Origin of the sequence: Streptomyces sp. NPDC050439 (assembly GCF_040655335.1) — a bacterium.
Lineage (GTDB): Bacteria > Actinomycetota > Actinomycetes > Streptomycetales > Streptomycetaceae > Streptomyces.
Genome location: NZ_JBFAJT010000003.1, coordinates 400,179 through 416,296, shown reverse-complemented (window position 1 = coordinate 416,296; position 16,118 = coordinate 400,179). Strand labels below are relative to the sequence as shown.

The window sequence follows — 16,118 nt, the reverse complement described above, 5'->3', positions numbered from 1 at the left end:
TCTGTGATCGCCCTCTCCCTCGCCGAGATCGCCCGTGTCGTCGGCGGGCAGACGTACGACATACCGGATCCGTCCGTCCAGGTCACCGGACCGGTCGTCAGGGACTCCCGTGAAGTGGAGCCCGGCAGCCTCTTCGTCGCCTTCGCCGGCGAGCGCGTCGACGGCCACGACTACGCGTCCGCGGTGATCGAGGCGGGCGCCGCCGCCGTCCTGGCAGCGCGCCCCGTCGGCGTGCCCGCCATCGTCGTCGACGACGTGCAGGTGGCGATCGGCGCCCTCGCGCGGCACGTCGTGGAGCGCCTTGGCGCCACGCTCGTGGCGCTCACCGGTTCGGTCGGCAAGACGAGCTCCAAGGACCTGCTCGCCCAGGTCCTGCGGAGCAAGGCGCCCACGGTCTTCACGCCGGGCTCGCTCAACAACGAGATCGGCCTGCCGCTCACCGCCCTCAGCGCCACCGACGAGACGAAGTTCCTCGTCCTGGAGATGGGCGCACGCGGCATCGGCCACATCCGCTACCTCACCGGCCTCACCCCGCCGAAGATCGGCCTCGTGCTCAACGTCGGCACCGCCCACATCGGCGAGTTCGGCGGACGCGAGCAGATCGCAGTGGCGAAGGGTGAACTCGTCGAGAGTCTCCCCGCCGACGGCACCGCCGTCCTCAACGCCGACGACCCGCTCGTCCGCGCCATGGCTTCGCGCACGAAGGCGCGCGTCCTGCTCTTCGGAGAGGCCGCCGACGCCGACGTACGTGCCGAGAATGTCCGGCTCACGGAGATCGGACAGCCTGCCTTTACGCTGCACACACCCTCCGGGTGCAGCGACGTGACCTTGCGGCTGTACGGTGAGCACCACGTGTCGAACGCGCTTGCCGCGGCCGCCGTCGCCCATGAGCTGGGCATGTCCGCAGACGAGATCGCCCGCGCGCTCTCCGAGGCGGGCACGCTGTCCCGCTGGCGGATGGAGGTCACCGAGCGCCCGGACGGCGTGACGGTCGTCAACGACGCCTACAACGCGAACCCCGAGTCCATGCGAGCCGCCCTGCGCGCGCTCGCGTCCATGGCCAAGGGACGTCGTACGTGGGCGGTGCTCGGTCATATGGCCGAGCTCGGTGACGAGGGGCTCGCCGAACACGACGCGGTCGGACGGCTCGCTGTCCGGCTGAACGTGAGCAAGCTCGTGGCAGTCGGGGGCAGGGAAGCGTCCTGGCTCCAACTGGGCGCATACAACGAGGGTTCGTGGGGTGAGGAGTCGGTGCACGTGTCCGACGCACAGGCGGCGATCGACCTGCTGCGCAGCGAGCTGCGCCCGGGAGACGTCGTGCTGGTGAAGGCTTCCAGATCGGTCGGTCTCGAGCGGGTCGCCACGGCGCTGCTCGATGACGCCGCGTCGTCCGAGGGGCAGGTCGCCGGCCGATGAGGCAGATCCTCTTCGCGGGTGTGATCGGGCTCTTCCTGACCCTGGTCGGAACCCCGCTCCTGATCAAGTTCCTGGCCCGCAAGGGCTATGGGCAGTTCATCCGGGACGACGGCCCGCGCGAGCACCACAGCAAGCGCGGTACGCCGACCATGGGTGGCATCGCCTTCATCCTCGCGACGCTCATCGCGTACTTCCTCACGAAGATCATCACGGGTACGGAGACCACGCTCTCCGGACTCCTCGTGCTCTTCCTGATGGCGGGCATGGGCCTCGTCGGCTTCCTCGACGACTACATCAAGATCGTCAAGCAGCGTTCGCTCGGTCTGCGCGCCAAGGCGAAGATGGCCGGACAGCTGATCGTCGGCATCGGCTTCGCCGTGCTGGCGCTGAACTGGCCGGACAACCGCAACCAGACCCCGGCCTCCACCAAGCTGTCGTTCGTCACGGACTTCGGCTGGTCGATCGGCCCGGTGCTCTTCGTGGTCTGGGCGCTGTTCATGATTCTCGCGATGTCGAACGGCGTGAACCTCACCGACGGCCTCGACGGCCTCGCCACCGGCGCCTCGGTGATGGTCTTCGGCGCGTACACCTTCATCGGTGTCTGGCAGTACCAGGAGTCCTGCGCCAACGCCGTCACGCTGACCAACCCACAGGCGTGTTTCGAGGTCAGAGACCCACTCGACCTGGCCGTGGTGGCCTCCGCGCTGATGGGTGCCTGCTTCGGCTTCCTGTGGTGGAACACCTCGCCCGCCAAGATCTTCATGGGTGACACCGGCTCGCTCGCCCTCGGCGGCGCGCTCGCCGGACTCGCGATCTGCTCGCGCACCGAGATGCTCCTCGCCCTGCTCGGCGGCCTCTTCGTGCTCATCACGATGTCGGTCGTCATCCAGGTCGGCTCCTTCCGCATGACCGGCAAGCGCGTCTTCCGCATGGCGCCACTGCAGCACCACTTCGAACTCAAGGGGTGGTCCGAGGTCCTTGTGGTGGTCCGCTTCTGGATCATCCAGGGCATGTGCGTGATCGTCGGACTCGGCCTCTTCTACGCAGGATGGGCAGCCAAGAAGTAATGACCTGGGCAGGAAAGAACGTCACTGTCGCGGGGCTCGGTGTCTCGGGCGTCCCGGCGGCCCGCGTGCTGCACGGCCTCGGAGCCGTCGTCACCGTCGTCAACGAAGGCGACGACGAGCGTTCCCGCACGCAGGCCGCCGAACTCGAGGCCCTGGGCGTCACCGTCCGCCTCGGCGACGGCGACACCCTGCCCGAAGGCACCGAGCTCGTCGTCACCGCACCCGGCTGGAAGCCCGGCAAGCCGCTCTTCGCGGCTGCCGAGGCGGCCGGCGTCGAGGTGTGGGGCGACGTCGAGCTGGCCTGGCGCCTGCGCGGCCCCGACGCCGCTCCCTGGCTCGCGGTCACCGGCACGAACGGCAAGACCACGACCGTACGGATGCTGGCCTCGATCCTGGAGGCGGCCGGTCTGCGGACCGCCGCCGTCGGCAACATCGGGGTCTCGCTGCTCGACGTCGTCACCGGCGACGAGCCGTACGACGTGCTCGCCGTCGAGCTCTCCAGCTATCAGCTGCACTGGGCGCCCTCGCTGCGCGCCCACTCCGCGGCCGTCCTGAACCTCGCGCCCGACCACCTGGACTGGCACGGCTCCATGGAGGCGTACGCCGCTGACAAGGGCCGCGTGTACGAGGGCAATCAGGTCGCCTGCGTCTACAACGTGGCCGACAAAGCGACGGAGGACCTCGTCCGCGAGGCCGACGTCGAAGAGGGCTGCCGTGCCATCGGTTTCACGCTGAATGCGCCCGCGCCCTCGCAACTGGGCGTCGTGGACGGCATTCTGGTCGACCGTGCGTTCGTGCCGGACCGTCAGAAGCAGGCGCAGGAGCTCGCCGAGATCTCCGACGTGCAGCCGCCCGCGCCGCACAACATCGCCAACGCCCTGGCCGCGGCCGCTCTCGCGCGCGCCTACGGCGTGCCCGCGACGGCCGTGCGCGACGGCCTGCGCGCCTTCCGTCCGGACGCCCACCGCATCGAACATGTCGCCGACGTGGCCGAGGTGGCGTACGTGGACGACTCCAAGGCCACCAACACCCACGCCGCGGAAGCCTCGTTGGCGGCGTACGAATCGATCGTCTGGATCGCGGGCGGGCTCGCCAAGGGCGCCACCTTCGACGAGCTCGTCACCAAGTCGGCCAAGCGGCTTCGGGGTGTCGTCCTGATCGGCGCGGACCGCGCGCTGATCCGCGAAGCCCTGGCGCGACACGCGCCCGAGGTCCCGGTCGTCGACCTCGACCGGACCGACACTGGGGCGATGTCCGAGGCGGTACGACAGGCGGCACGGCTCGCGGAGCCGGGGGACACCGTACTGATGGCTCCGGCCTGTGCGTCGATGGACATGTTCACCAACTACAACAAGCGTGGTGACGCGTTCGCGGACGCGGTCCGCGAACTCGGCGCGAGCGCCTGACGCGGGCCCCAGCGGCCCGGGGCGCCCGGCACCCTTAGGAGGGCACGTGGCAGCGTCTTGGTGGCTGGGCGGGGGTCCTTATGGCCGGCAGTAGCGGGCGCGCGCCCACGCGCCTTGCCAGGCGGCCCGCGCCGGTCCGCTCCCCGCGGGCTCCGCGCCCGCCGAGCGAGAACGCGGTGCGGCGGTTCGTCACCCGGGTCAAGCGCGCCTGGGACCGGCCGTTGACGGCCTACTACCTCATCTTCGGCAGCAGCCTGCTGATCACCGTGCTCGGCCTGGTGATGGTCTACTCGGCGTCGATGATCCAGGCGCTGCAGCTCGACCTGCCCGCCGCGTACTTCTTCCGCAAGCAGTTCGTCGCCGCCGTGCTGGGCTCGATCCTGCTGCTCGTGGCCATGCGGATGCCCGTCAAGCTGCACCGGGCGCTCGCCTATCCCATCCTCGCCGTGACCGTCTTTTTGATGGTGCTCGTGCAGGTCCCCGGGATAGGGCGCAGCGTCAACGGAAACCAGAACTGGATCTATCTGGGCGGCCCCTTCCAGCTCCAGCCCAGTGAGTTCGCCAAGCTCGCCCTCGTCCTGTGGGGCGCCGATCTGCTCGCCCGCAAACACGACAAGCGGCTCCTCACCCAGTGGAAGCACATGCTGGTGCCGCTCGTCCCGGTCGCCTTCATGCTGCTCGGCCTGATCATGCTGGGCGGCGACATGGGCACGGCGATCATCCTCACGGCGATCCTTTTCGGCCTGCTCTGGCTCGCGGGGGCGCCCACGCGGCTCTTCGCGGGAGTGCTCTCGATCGCGGCCCTGCTCGGCGTGATCCTCATCAAGACCAGCCCCAACCGCATGGCGAGGCTCGCCTGCATCGGCGCCACCGATCCGGGCCCCGGCGACCAGTGCTGGCAGGCCGTGCACGGCATCTACGCCCTGGCCTCCGGCGGATTCTTCGGTTCCGGCCTCGGCGCGAGTGTGGAAAAATGGGGTCAACTGCCGGAACCGCACACCGACTTCATCTTCGCCATCACAGGGGAGGAACTCGGCCTGGCGGGGACGCTGTCGGTGCTCGCCCTGTTCGCGGCTCTAGGCTATGCGGGTATCCGCGTGGCCGGACGCACGGAGGACCCCTTCGTACGGTATGCCGCGGGAGGCGTGACCACCTGGATCACGGCGCAGGCCGTGATCAACGTCGGTGCGGTGCTCGGTCTGCTGCCGATCGCCGGTGTCCCGCTCCCGCTGTTCTCCTACGGGGGTTCGGCCCTGCTGCCGACCATGTTCGCCATCGGACTCCTCATCGCCTTCGCGCGACAGGACCCGGCGGCAAAGGCGGCCCTGGCCATGCGGCAACCTCGGGTGAGATGGAACACGATGAGACGGCGCGTCAAGGCGCGTTCGTCCGGAGAGCGGTGAATTTCGGTGCATGTCGTACTCGCCGGTGGGGGGACCGCCGGCCACATCGAGCCCGCGCTCGCCCTCGCGGACGCCCTGCGGAGGCAGGACCCGACCGTGGGCATCACGGCCCTGGGCACGGAGCGTGGACTCGAGACCCGACTCGTACCCGAGCGGGGCTACGAACTCGCGCTGATCCCGGCCGTTCCGCTGCCGCGCAAGCCCACTCCTGAGCTGATCACCGTCCCGGGACGGCTGCGCGGCACGATCAAGGCGGCCGAGCAGATCCTGGAGCGCACGAAGGCGGACTGCGTGGTCGGCTTCGGCGGCTACGTCGCACTGCCGGGGTACCTCGCGGCCAAGCGGACGGGCACGCCGATCGTCGTGCACGAGGCCAACGCGCGCCCCGGCCTCGCCAACAAGATCGGTTCGCGGTACGCCGCCGGGGTGGCCGTCGCCACGCCGGACAGCAAGCTGCGCAACTCCCGCTATATCGGCATCCCGCTGCGCCACACCATCGCCACGCTCGACAGGGCCCGGGTCCGCCCGGAGGCGCGCGCCGCCTTCGGCCTCGACCCGAACCTCCCGACGCTGCTCGTCTCCGGTGGCTCGCAGGGCGCACGGCGCCTCAACGAGGTCGTCCAGCAGGTCGCTCCGGTCCTGCAGCGCGCCGGAATCCAGATCCTGCACGCGGTCGGCCCGAAGAACGAAATGCCGTACGTCGAGAACATGCCCGGTATGCCGCCCTACATCCCGGTACCGTACGTGGACCGGATGGACCTCGCGTACGCCGCGGCGGACATGATGCTCTGCCGTGCGGGCGCGATGACCGTCGCCGAACTCTCCGCCGTCGGGCTGCCGGCCGCCTACGTCCCGCTGCCCATCGGCAACGGCGAACAGCGGCTGAACGCCCAGCCGGTGGTCAAGGCCGGCGGTGGACTCCTGGTGGACGACGCCGAACTGACGCCCGAGTGGGTGCAGGGCAACGTGCTTCCGGTGCTCGCCGATCCGCACCGGCTGTACGAGATGTCCCGTGCGGCCTCGGAGTTCGGCCGAAGGGACGCCGACGACCTCCTCGTCGGCATGGTGTACGAGGCGATCGCCTCACGCCGCAACGGGTGAGACGCCACTAGAAGCGCGAGAAGGCAGGGGACCGTGGCCGGACCGACCACCGCCGAACGGCAGAAGCCCGCTTCTGGTGGGTCCCGCCCGCCCCGCCCTCCGCGTACTCGGGGACCCCGCGTCCGCATGCCGCGCCCGCGCACCCTGATCCTCTCGCTGATCGCACTCGCGCTGGTCGGTACGGGAGGGTTTTGGCTGTTCTACGGCTCGCAGTGGCTGCGCGTGGAGCGCGTGACGACGTCGGGGACCCGGGTCCTGACGCCCCAGGAGGTGCTCGACGCGGCCGCGGCCCCGGTCGGGTCACCCCTGATCTCGGTCGACACCGATGCCATCGAGGACCGGCTGCGGAAGAGACTTCCGCGTATCGACTCGGTCGAGGTCGACCGGTCCTGGCCGCACTCGATCGGTCTGAAAGTGACCGAACGCAAGCCGGTTCTGCTCATCGAAAAGGGCGAAAAGTTCGTCGAAGTGGACGTCAAGGGAGTGCGATTCGCCACGAGTGGACGCGCGCCCAAGGGTGTTCCGCTGCTCGAATTGAGGCCGGATCAGGAGAACGCGGAGGCGAGTCTGCGCCGTTTTGACTCGCACCGACTCCGGCGAGAGGCAGTGCAGGTCGCGGGTGCGCTGCCCGCACCGGTCGCCCGCGATACTCGAGCCGTCAAGGTCCGTTCGTACGACTCCATCTCGTTGGAGTTGAGCGGCGGACGCACCGTGGAGTGGGGCAGCAGCGAGAAGGGCCGGACGAAGGCAAGCACACTCAGCGCCCTGATGAAAGCCGCCCCCAAGGCAGGGCACTTCGATGTGAGTGTCCCCACCGCCCCCGCCTCGTCGGCGAGTTGACGCATATCGTCGCAGGCCAGCACCCTGGTTCGGCAGCGCTACGGCTGATCACATAGGGTGAAAAGAAAAACGGGAGGTTCGGCGTGTTCGTTGAACGTGCGCCACTTGTCGACTTAGTGTCCTGTTCGGAAGAGTCCAAGGAACAGACACACTGGTAACCCTAAACTTCAGCGTTAGGGTTCGGGTCGGCGTTCGGACCGTCCCATTCGGCATCAGTCGTCGCGGCGCTTGACCGCGAGGCGGCGACACGTAACTCGAGGCGAGAGGCCTTCGACGTGGCAGCACCGCAGAACTACCTCGCAGTCATCAAAGTCATCGGTGTCGGCGGCGGTGGTGTCAATGCCATCAACCGGATGATCGAGGTCGGTCTCAAGGGCGTCGAGTTCATCGCCATCAACACCGACGCGCAAGCCCTGTTGATGAGCGACGCCGACGTCAAGCTCGACGTAGGCCGGGAACTCACCCGTGGCCTCGGCGCCGGAGCCAACCCGGCAGTCGGCCGCAAGGCGGCCGAGGACCACCGCGAGGAGATCGAGGAGGTCCTCAAGGGGGCCGACATGGTCTTCGTGACCGCCGGCGAAGGCGGTGGCACCGGCACCGGCGGCGCACCTGTCGTCGCCAACATCGCCCGCTCCCTGGGCGCCCTGACCATCGGCGTCGTGACCCGCCCGTTCACCTTCGAGGGCCGTCGTCGCGCCAACCAGGCCGAGGACGGGATCGCGGAGCTGCGCGAAGAGGTCGACACCCTCATCGTCATCCCCAACGACCGGCTCCTGTCCATCTCGGACCGCCAGGTCAGCGTTCTGGACGCCTTCAAGTCGGCGGACCAGGTCCTGCTCTCCGGTGTCCAGGGCATCACCGACCTCATCACGACCCCGGGTCTGATCAACCTCGACTTCGCCGACGTCAAGTCGGTCATGTCCGAGGCCGGTTCGGCCCTCATGGGCATCGGCTCGGCCCGCGGCGACGACCGCGCGGTGGCCGCCGCCGAGATGGCGATCTCCTCGCCGCTCCTGGAGGCGTCCATCGACGGAGCGCGGGGAGTCCTGCTCTCCATCTCCGGCGGCTCCGACCTCGGCCTCTTCGAGATCAACGAAGCGGCCCAACTGGTCAGCGAGGCGGCCCACCCCGAGGCCAACATCATCTTCGGCGCCGTCATCGACGACGCCCTGGGCGACGAGGTCCGGGTCACCGTCATCGCGGCGGGCTTCGACGGCGGGCAGCCGCCGTCCAAGCGCGACACCGTCCTCGGCTCGGCGTCGGCGGGCAAGCAGCGTGACGAGACGCCGGCGGCCACGAGCCGTCCGGCCGAGTCCCGTTCGCCTTACGGCGGCCTCGGCAGCGTCACGTCGCACGAGGAGCCGTCGGCCCCGGAGCCGGTCGAGGTGACCCCGGTCAACGAAACCCCGTCCGCGCCCGTGGCCCCGCCGCAGGTGCCGCCGGCCCGTCCCTACTCGGACAGCCAGGCCGAAGAGCTGGACGTGCCGGACTTCCTGAAGTGATAAGCCCGCACAGCACCGTGAGCGGCGCGCACTTCGCCTTCACCGACAGGTGGGGCGGAGTGAGCGCCGTTCCGTACGAACAGCTCAATCTCGGCGGCGCGGTCGGCGACGATCCCGAGGCCGTGCGCACGAACCGTGCGCTGGCCGCCACGTCGCTGGGCATCGAGCCGGGGCGTGTGGTCTGGATGAACCAGGTCCATGGCCCCGATGTCGTCGTGGTCGACGGGCCCTGGGGCTCCGACGCCGAGATCCCGGCGGTCGACGCCGTGGTGACCGCCCGCCGCGGCCTCGCCCTGGCGGTCCTCACCGCGGACTGCACGCCCGTCCTGCTCGCCGACCCGGTGGCCAAGGTGGCCGCCGCGGCGCACGCGGGCAGGCCCGGCATGATCGCCGGGGTCGTGCCCGCGGCCGTCGAGGCGATGGTGAAGCTCGGCGCGGACCCGGCCCGTGTGGTCGCCCGCACCGGCCCCGCAGTCTGCGGCCGCTGCTACGAGGTGCCAAAGGAGATGCGCGCCGATGTCGCCGCGATCGAGCCCGCGGCGTACGCCGAGACGAGCTGGGGCACGCCCGCGGTCGACGTGACCGCGGGGGTGCACGCCCAGCTGGAGCGGCTCGGGGTGCGTGACCGGGAGCAGTCGCCGGTGTGCACCCTGGAATCCGGTGACCACTTCTCTTACCGCCGCGACCGGACCACCGGTCGTCTCGCGGGCTATGTCTGGCTGGACTGATAGGGCATGACGGACCGTAAGTCTCAACTCGCCGCAAATCTGGCGCAGGTCGAGGAGCGCATCGCCGCGGCGTGCGCGGCGGCCGGACGCAAGCGGGAAGAGGTGACCCTGATCGTGGTCACCAAGACCTATCCCGCGAGCGATGTGCGGATCCTCTCGGAACTCGGCGTGCGTCATGTCGCCGAGAACCGTGACCAGGACGCGTCCCCCAAGGCCGCCGACTGCTCGGATCTGACTCTCGACTGGCACTTCGTCGGTCAATTGCAGACCAACAAGGTCCGTTCTGTGGTCAGTTATGCCGATGTGGTCCAGTCCGTGGACCGCCCCAAGCTCGTCACCGCCCTGTCGGCCGGTGCCGTGCGGGCCGAGCGGGAGATCGGCTGCCTGATCCAGGTCGCCCTCGACGCCGAGGAGAACGGCCGGGGCGAGCGCGGGGGTGTGGGTCCCGGCGGGATCGAGGAGTTGGCCGGGCTGGTGGCCGGGGCCCCGGGGCTGCGGCTCGACGGTCTGATGACCGTGGCGCCGCTCACCGGTCCGTACGCGGGTCGGCAACAGGCGGCGTTCGAGCGGCTGATGGAATTCTCAACCCTCATGCGCGCGACTCATCCGGCTGCGAACATGGTGTCGGCAGGGATGAGTGCGGACCTCGAACAGGCCGTGGCGGCCGGAGCGACACATGTGCGCGTCGGTACGGCGGTACTCGGAGTCCGACCCGGGCTCGGGTAACGTCGCCAAGAAGTCGGACCACAGCAGAAAATATGGTCATTCTCGCTGTTGGGCGGGGAGGCCTCGTGGATCGCGGGCAGTTGGTGACGACAGCCGATCCACCACAGAGCGGAGGACTCAGAGCATGGCCGGCGCGATGCGCAAGATGGCGGTCTACCTCGGCCTCGTGGAGGACGATGGGTACGACGGTCCGGGGTTCGACCCCGATGACGAGTTCGAACCCGAGCCGGAGCCCGAGAGGGACCGCAGGCGGCACGAGCCGCCGCACCAGTCCCATCAGTCCCGTCAGGCACACGTGCCTGAAAGGGACGAATCGGTACGAGTGGTGCAGCCCCCCGCACAGCGTGAGCCCGCCGCCCATTCCGCTTCGCTAGCCGCGGAATCCGGACGTCCGGCACGTATCGCCCCCGTGGCATCCATCACACCTGAACGTCAGAGCCTGGAGAAGAACGCACCGGTGATCATGCCCAAGGTCGTGTCCGAGCGGGAGCCCTACCGCATCACCACGCTGCACCCGCGGACGTACAACGAGGCCCGTACCATCGGGGAACACTTCCGCGAGGGCACTCCGGTGATCATGAATCTGACCGAGATGGACGACACGGATGCGAAGCGACTTGTCGACTTTGCCGCCGGTCTGGTGTTCGGTCTCCATGGCAGCATTGAGCGAGTGACGCAGAAGGTGTTCCTGTTGTCGCCTGCTAACGTCGATGTAACGGCGGAGGACAAGGCTCGCATCGCAGAGGGCGGGTTCTTCAACCAGAGCTGAGACGTAAGTGAAGCAGTAACGCAGAACCGGCGAACGCAGTACGAGTAACAGGGGAGAGGGAACCGCGAACATGGGCGTGGTCTGGCAAGTGCTTTACATCGCGCTGATGTGCTTCCTCATCGTGCTGATCTTCCGGTTGGTCATGGACTACGTCTTCCAGTTCGCCCGCTCATGGCAACCCGGCAAGGCGATGGTGGTCATTTTGGAGGCCACCTACACTGTCACTGATCCACCGCTCAAGCTTCTGCGGCGGTTCATCCCGCCGCTGCGTCTCGGGGGCGTGGCGCTCGACCTGTCCTTCTTCGTACTGATGATCATCGTCTACATCCTGATCACCGTCGTCAGGTCGGTGTCTGTGTGAACGATACGGTCTTGCCGAATGCCGACGACTACGTTGAGGTGAAGAGATGCCGTTGACCCCCGAGGACGTGCGGAACAAGCAGTTCACGACCGTCCGCCTCCGAGAAGGCTATGACGAGGACGAGGTCGATGCCTTCCTCGATGAGGTCGAAGCCGAACTGACTCGCTTGCTCCGCGAGAACGAGGACTTGCGCGCCAAACTGGCCGCTGCCACCCGCGCCGCTGCGCAGAACCAGCAGCAGGGCGGCATGCGCAAGCCCCCGGAACCGCAGGACCAGCGCGGTCCGGGCGCCCCGGTGCCCGCCGCAATATCAGGACCGCAGCCGGTGCCGCCGCAGCAGCAGCACCCGCAGCACCAGCAGATGGGCGGCCCGCCGCAGCTGCCCGGTGGTGCGCCGCAGCTGCCCGCGGGTCCCAGTGGGCACGGCCCGCAGGGTGGTCCGCAGGGTCCCGGCCCGATGGGTCAGGGTCCGATGGGCGGCCCCATGGGTGGACCCATGGGCGGCCACGGTCCGCAGATGCCCCAGCCCGGTCAGGGCCCCGGCGGCGACAGCGCCGCGCGCGTGCTCTCCCTCGCCCAGCAGACCGCTGACCAGGCGATCGCGGAGGCCCGTTCCGAGGCCAACAAGATCGTCGGCGAGGCTCGTTCGCGCGCCGAGGGCCTTGAGCGTGACGCCCGTGCCAAGGCTGACGCCCTGGAGCGGGACGCGCAGGAGAAGCACCGCGTCGCGATGGGCTCCCTGGAGTCCGCCCGCGCCACGCTGGAGCGCAAGGTCGAGGACCTGCGCGGCTTCGAGCGCGAGTACCGCACGCGTCTGAAGTCCTACCTGGAGTCGCAGCTCCGTCAGCTGGAGACCCAGGCCGACGACTCGCTGGCCCCGCCGCGGACCCCGGCGACGGCTTCCCTTCCGCCGTCCCCGGCGCCTTCCATGGCACCGGCCGGCGCGGGCGCCCCGTCATACGGCGGCCAGCAGTCGATGGGCGGCAACCAGCCCACCGCCGGTCCGTCCTACGGCGGCCAGCAGCAGATGTCGCCGGCGATGACCCAGCCGATGGCGCCGGTGCGGCCGCAGGCCCCCCAGCCCATGCAGCAGGCTCCGTCGCCGATGCGTGGCTTCCTCATCGACGAGGACGACAACTGACGGCCGTTTCCACGCCTTAGGCGTCGGCAGCGTTCAGGGCGAGGCCCCCAGTTCTTCTGGGGGCCTCGCCCTTTTGTGCGGGAGGCACACAACGGGAAAGGCCCGGCCCCGCCAGGATCTCCTGGCGGGGCCGGGCCTTCGCTGCTTGCCGGTGGCTACGCCTTGCGCAGACGGAACGTGAGCGACAGGGACTCGTCCGTGAACGGCTCGCCGTACGTGTCGTCCCCTTCGCCCTGCTCGAAGGCCGTGGCGAGGACCTCGTCCGCGATGAGCTCGGCGTGGTCGGCCAGGGCCGTGAGCACGACCGGGTCCGTGGAGGTCCAGCGCAGGGCGATCCGGTCCGCGACGTCCAGGCCGCTGTTCTTGCGGGCCTCCTGGATCAGGCGGATCGCGTCACGGGCCAGGCCGGCCCGGCGCAGCTCCTCGGTGATCTCCAGGTCGAGGGCGACCGTGGCGCCGGAGTCGGACGCCACCGACCAGCCCTCGCGCGGGGTCTCCGTGATGATGACCTCGTCCGGGGCCAGCGTGATCTTCTCGCCCTCCACCTCGACCGACGCCGTGCCCTCGCGCAGGGCCAGGGACAGCGCGGCGGCGTCGGTGTCGGCGACGGCCTTGGCGACCGCCTGGACGCCCTTGCCGAACCGCTTGCCGAGGGCGCGGAAGTTGGCCTTGGCGGTCGTGTCGACCAGTGACCCGCCGACCTCGGAGAGCGACGCGAGCGAGGAGACGTTGAGCTCCTCGGTGATCTGCGCGTGCAGCTCCGGGTTGAGCGAGTCGAAGCCCGTGGCCGCCACCAGGGCGCGGGACAGCGGCTGACGGGTCTTGACGCCCGACTCCGCGCGCGTGGCGCGGCCCAGCTCCACCAGGCGGCGCACGAGCACCATCTGCTTCGACAGCTCCGGGTCGATCGCCGACAGGTCGGCCTCGGGCCAGGACGTCAGGTGGACCGACTCCGTGGCGTCCGGGGTGACCGGCACCACCAGGTCCTGCCAGACGCGCTCCGTGATGAACGGCGTCAGCGGGGCCATCAGGCGCGTGACCGTCTCCAGGACCTCGTGCAGGGTGCGCAGGGCCGCCTTGTCGCCCTGCCAGAAGCGGCGGCGGGAACGGCGTACGTACCAGTTCGAGAGGTTGTCGACGAACGTGGACAGGAGCTTGCCCGCGCGCTGGGTGTCATAGCTCTCGAGGGACTGCGTGACCTGGTCGGTCAGCGCGTGCAGCTCGCTGAGCAGCCAGCGGTCCAGGAGCGGGCGCTGCGCGGGAGCCGGGTCGGCGTCACTGGGGGCCCACTTCGACGTACGGGCGTACAGGGCCTGGAAGGCGACCGTGTTCCAGTACGTGAGGAGCGTCTTGCGGACGACCTCCTGGATGGTGCCGTGGCCCACGCGGCGTGCGGCCCACGGGGAGCCGCCGGCCGCCATGAACCAGCGCACGGCGTCGGCGCCGTGCTGGTCCATGAGCGGGATCGGCTGGAGGATGTTGCCCAGGTGCTTGGACATCTTGCGGCCGTCCTCGGCGAGGATGTGGCCCAGGCAGACCACGTTCTCGTAGGACGACTTGTCGAAGACGAGCGTGCCGACCGCCATCAGCGTGTAGAACCAGCCGCGTGTCTGGTCGATGGCCTCCGAGATGAACTGCGCCGGGTACCGGCTCTCGAAGAGCTCCTTGTTCTTGTACGGGTATCCCCACTGCGCGAAGGGCATCGAACCGGAGTCGTACCAGGCGTCGATGACCTCGGGGACGCGCGTCGCGGTCTCCTGGCAGGTCGGGCAGGGGAAGGTGACCGCGTCGATGTACGGGCGGTGCGGGTCGAGCTCCGACTGGTCGGTGCCCGTCAGGTCGGAGAGCTCGGCGCGCGAGCCCACGCACGTCAAGTGGCCTTCCTCGCAGCGCCAGATGGGCAGCGGGGTGCCCCAGTAGCGGTTGCGGGACAGCGCCCAGTCGACGTTGTTGTTCAGCCAGTCGCCGAAGCGGCCGTGCTTGACCGAGTCGGGGAACCAGTTGGTCTTCTCGTTCTCCTGGAGGAGACGGTCCTTGATGGCCGTGGTGCGGATGTACCAGGACGGCTGCGCGTAGTAGAGGAGCGCGGTGTGGCACCGCCAGCAGTGCGGATAGCTGTGCTCGTACGGGATGTGCTTGAAGAGCAGGCCGCGGTCCTGGAGGTCCTCGGTGAGCTTTTCGTCGGCCTTCTTGAAGAAGACGCCGCCCACGAGCGGTACTTCCTCCTCGAAGGTGCCGTCGGGGCGCACCGGGTTCACGACCGGGAGGCCGTACGAGCGGCAGACCTTGAGGTCGTCCTCACCGAAGGCGGGGGACTGGTGGACCAGACCGGTGCCGTCCTCGGTGGTCACGTAGTCGGCGTTGACCACGTAGTGCGCGGGAGCCGGGAACTCGACCAGCTCGAAGGGGCGCTGGTAGGTCCAGCGCTCCATCTCGGCGCCGGTGAAGGTCTGTCCCGTGGTCTCCCAGCCCTCGCCGAGGGCCTTCTCGACGAGCGGCTCGGCGACGACGAGCTTCTCTTCACCGTTCGTCGCCACGACGTACGTGACGTCCGGGTGCGCGGCGACCGCGGTGTTGGAGACGAGGGTCCACGGAGTGGTCGTCCACACCAGGAGGGCCGCCTCGCCCGCCAGCGGGCCGCCGGTGAGCGGGAAGCGGACGAAGACGGAGGGGTCGACGACCGTCTCGTACCCCTGTGCCAGCTCGTGGTCGGAGAGGCCCGTGCCGCAGCGGGGGCACCAGGGGGCGACGCGGTGGTCCTGGACGAGGAGGTCCTTGTTGAAGATCTCCTTCAGGGACCACCAGACGGAGTCGACGTACTCGGGGTTCATCGTCCGGTACGCGTCGTCCAGATCGACCCAGTAGCCCATGCGGGTCGTGAGGTCGGCGAAGGCGTCGGTGTGCCGGGTCACGGACTCGCGGCACTTGGCGTTGAACTCGGCGATGCCGTACGCCTCGATGTCCTTCTTGCCGTTGAACCCGAGCTCCTTCTCGACCGCGAGCTCGACCGGCAGGCCGTGGCAGTCCCAGCCGGCCTTGCGGGCGACGTGGTAGCCCCGCATGGTGCGGAAGCGCGGGAAGACGTCCTTGAAGACGCGGGCCTCGATGTGGTGGGCGCCCGGCATGCCGTTGGCGGTGGGCGGTCCTTCGTAGAACACCCACTCGGGGCGGCCCTCGGACTGCTCCAGGCTCTTGGCGAAGATCTTCTGCTCGCGCCAGAAGTCGAGCACGGCGTGCTCAAGGGCGGGCAGGTCGACCTGGGCGGGCACCTGGCGGTACTGCGGCTGCGAATGCAACGGCTGCGTGTTCAACGCGCTTCCTCCGGCGGACGATTCCGTTCCGTCGGAGGGACGAGAGCCCTTGTCGTGCTCCCGCGGTACCACCCTCCTTGGCCTTCCCTGCGCGTGTGGCGCACGGAAAAGCCCCCTCATTGGGGTCGCGATGCCGGGTCTACTGGCCTGCGGCGGACCCGGGGGTCCACTGCCGGCGGTTCTTCCGGCGGCTCCGGGGTGATCTTCACGTCGTGCCTGCCCCCGGGCTCACACCGTCCCCGGGTCGCTCATGGCCGCGTACGCCGCTACTCGTCCCCATCCACGCTTCTCGCTCCGCCCAGTGTAAGGGCCCCGGGCGAACGCGGCCGACCGGTTTTCGCGGGGGC

The 16,118-nt window shown here is 69.3% G+C and carries 13 protein-coding genes; 12 read left to right on the top strand and 1 reads right to left on the bottom strand.

Going from position 1 to position 16,118, the window contains the following annotated elements:
• Positions 1–3 precede the first annotated feature (3 nt).
• From murF to AB0I66_RS14840, 12 genes are all read left to right on the top strand, one after another.
• Entirely contained in the window at positions 4–1,416 is a 1,413-nt protein-coding gene (gene murF / locus AB0I66_RS14895) for a UDP-N-acetylmuramoyl-tripeptide--D-alanyl-D-alanine ligase (protein WP_363208232.1), read from the top strand.
• Positions 1,413–2,483, top strand: a complete 1,071-nt coding sequence (mraY, locus tag AB0I66_RS14890; protein ID WP_160504534.1) for a phospho-N-acetylmuramoyl-pentapeptide-transferase — start codon at positions 1,413–1,415, stop codon at positions 2,481–2,483. Before murF ends, mraY begins: the two co-directional genes overlap by 4 nt.
• Positions 2,465–3,889 carry a UDP-N-acetylmuramoyl-L-alanine--D-glutamate ligase gene (murD, locus tag AB0I66_RS14885; RefSeq protein ID WP_363208231.1) on the top strand — a complete coding sequence of 475 codons (1,425 nt, stop codon included), beginning with the start codon at positions 2,465–2,467 and terminating at the stop codon, positions 3,887–3,889. The genes mraY and murD overlap by 19 nt, the downstream gene beginning before the upstream one ends.
• Before the next feature lie 80 nt (positions 3,890–3,969).
• Complete coding sequence (gene ftsW / locus AB0I66_RS14880) at positions 3,970–5,292, top strand: putative lipid II flippase FtsW (protein WP_363208230.1); 1,323 nt, start codon at positions 3,970–3,972, stop codon at positions 5,290–5,292.
• Between the two features lie 6 nt (positions 5,293–5,298).
• Positions 5,299–6,393, top strand: a complete 1,095-nt coding sequence (murG, locus tag AB0I66_RS14875; RefSeq protein WP_361188817.1) for an undecaprenyldiphospho-muramoylpentapeptide beta-N-acetylglucosaminyltransferase — start codon at positions 5,299–5,301, stop codon at positions 6,391–6,393.
• A gap of 33 nt (positions 6,394–6,426) precedes the next feature.
• Positions 6,427–7,233: an FtsQ-type POTRA domain-containing protein gene (locus AB0I66_RS14870; protein ID WP_363208229.1), complete on the top strand. Its 807-nt coding sequence runs from the start codon at positions 6,427–6,429 to the stop codon at positions 7,231–7,233.
• Positions 7,234–7,508: 275 nt separating this feature from the next.
• A complete protein-coding gene (gene ftsZ / locus AB0I66_RS14865; protein ID WP_363208228.1) occupies positions 7,509–8,735 on the top strand; it encodes a cell division protein FtsZ in 1,227 nt (408 codons plus the stop codon).
• On the top strand, positions 8,732–9,463 hold the full coding sequence (pgeF, locus tag AB0I66_RS14860) for a peptidoglycan editing factor PgeF (RefSeq protein WP_363208227.1): 732 nt from the start codon (positions 8,732–8,734) through the stop codon (positions 9,461–9,463). Before ftsZ ends, pgeF begins: the two co-directional genes overlap by 4 nt.
• Before the next feature lie 6 nt (positions 9,464–9,469).
• Complete coding sequence (locus tag AB0I66_RS14855) at positions 9,470–10,189, top strand: YggS family pyridoxal phosphate-dependent enzyme (RefSeq protein WP_363208226.1); 720 nt, start codon at positions 9,470–9,472, stop codon at positions 10,187–10,189.
• 124 nt (positions 10,190–10,313) lie between these two features.
• Positions 10,314–10,958 carry a cell division protein SepF gene (sepF, locus tag AB0I66_RS14850; RefSeq protein ID WP_363208225.1) on the top strand — a complete coding sequence of 215 codons (645 nt, stop codon included), beginning with the start codon at positions 10,314–10,316 and terminating at the stop codon, positions 10,956–10,958.
• Between the two features lie 70 nt (positions 10,959–11,028).
• Complete coding sequence (locus AB0I66_RS14845) at positions 11,029–11,319, top strand: YggT family protein (protein WP_363208224.1); 291 nt, start codon at positions 11,029–11,031, stop codon at positions 11,317–11,319.
• 46 nt (positions 11,320–11,365) lie between these two features.
• The gene (locus AB0I66_RS14840) at positions 11,366–12,460 is read left to right on the top strand and encodes a DivIVA domain-containing protein (RefSeq protein WP_363208223.1); all 1,095 of its coding nucleotides are present in this window, start codon (positions 11,366–11,368) and stop codon (positions 12,458–12,460) included.
• Between the two features lie 155 nt (positions 12,461–12,615).
• Here the strand turns inward: AB0I66_RS14840 and ileS are convergent, their stop codons facing one another.
• Positions 12,616–15,756: an isoleucine--tRNA ligase gene (ileS, locus tag AB0I66_RS14835; RefSeq protein ID WP_363208680.1), complete on the bottom strand. Its 3,141-nt coding sequence runs from the start codon at positions 15,754–15,756 to the stop codon at positions 12,616–12,618.
• Positions 15,757–16,118 lie beyond the last annotated feature (362 nt).

Coding starts and splice junctions, on each gene's coding strand:
- mraY (WP_160504534.1), top strand. CDS start 1,413: ATGAGGCAGATCCTCTTCGCGGGTGTGATCGGGCTCTTCCTGACCCTG.
- murD (WP_363208231.1), top strand. CDS start 2,465: ATGGGCAGCCAAGAAGTAATGACCTGGGCAGGAAAGAACGTCACTGTC.
- ftsW (WP_363208230.1), top strand. CDS start 3,970: ATGGCCGGCAGTAGCGGGCGCGCGCCCACGCGCCTTGCCAGGCGGCCC.
- AB0I66_RS14855 (WP_363208226.1), top strand. CDS start 9,470: ATGACGGACCGTAAGTCTCAACTCGCCGCAAATCTGGCGCAGGTCGAG.
- sepF (WP_363208225.1), top strand. CDS start 10,314: ATGGCCGGCGCGATGCGCAAGATGGCGGTCTACCTCGGCCTCGTGGAG.
- AB0I66_RS14845 (WP_363208224.1), top strand. CDS start 11,029: ATGGGCGTGGTCTGGCAAGTGCTTTACATCGCGCTGATGTGCTTCCTC.
- AB0I66_RS14840 (WP_363208223.1), top strand. CDS start 11,366: ATGCCGTTGACCCCCGAGGACGTGCGGAACAAGCAGTTCACGACCGTC.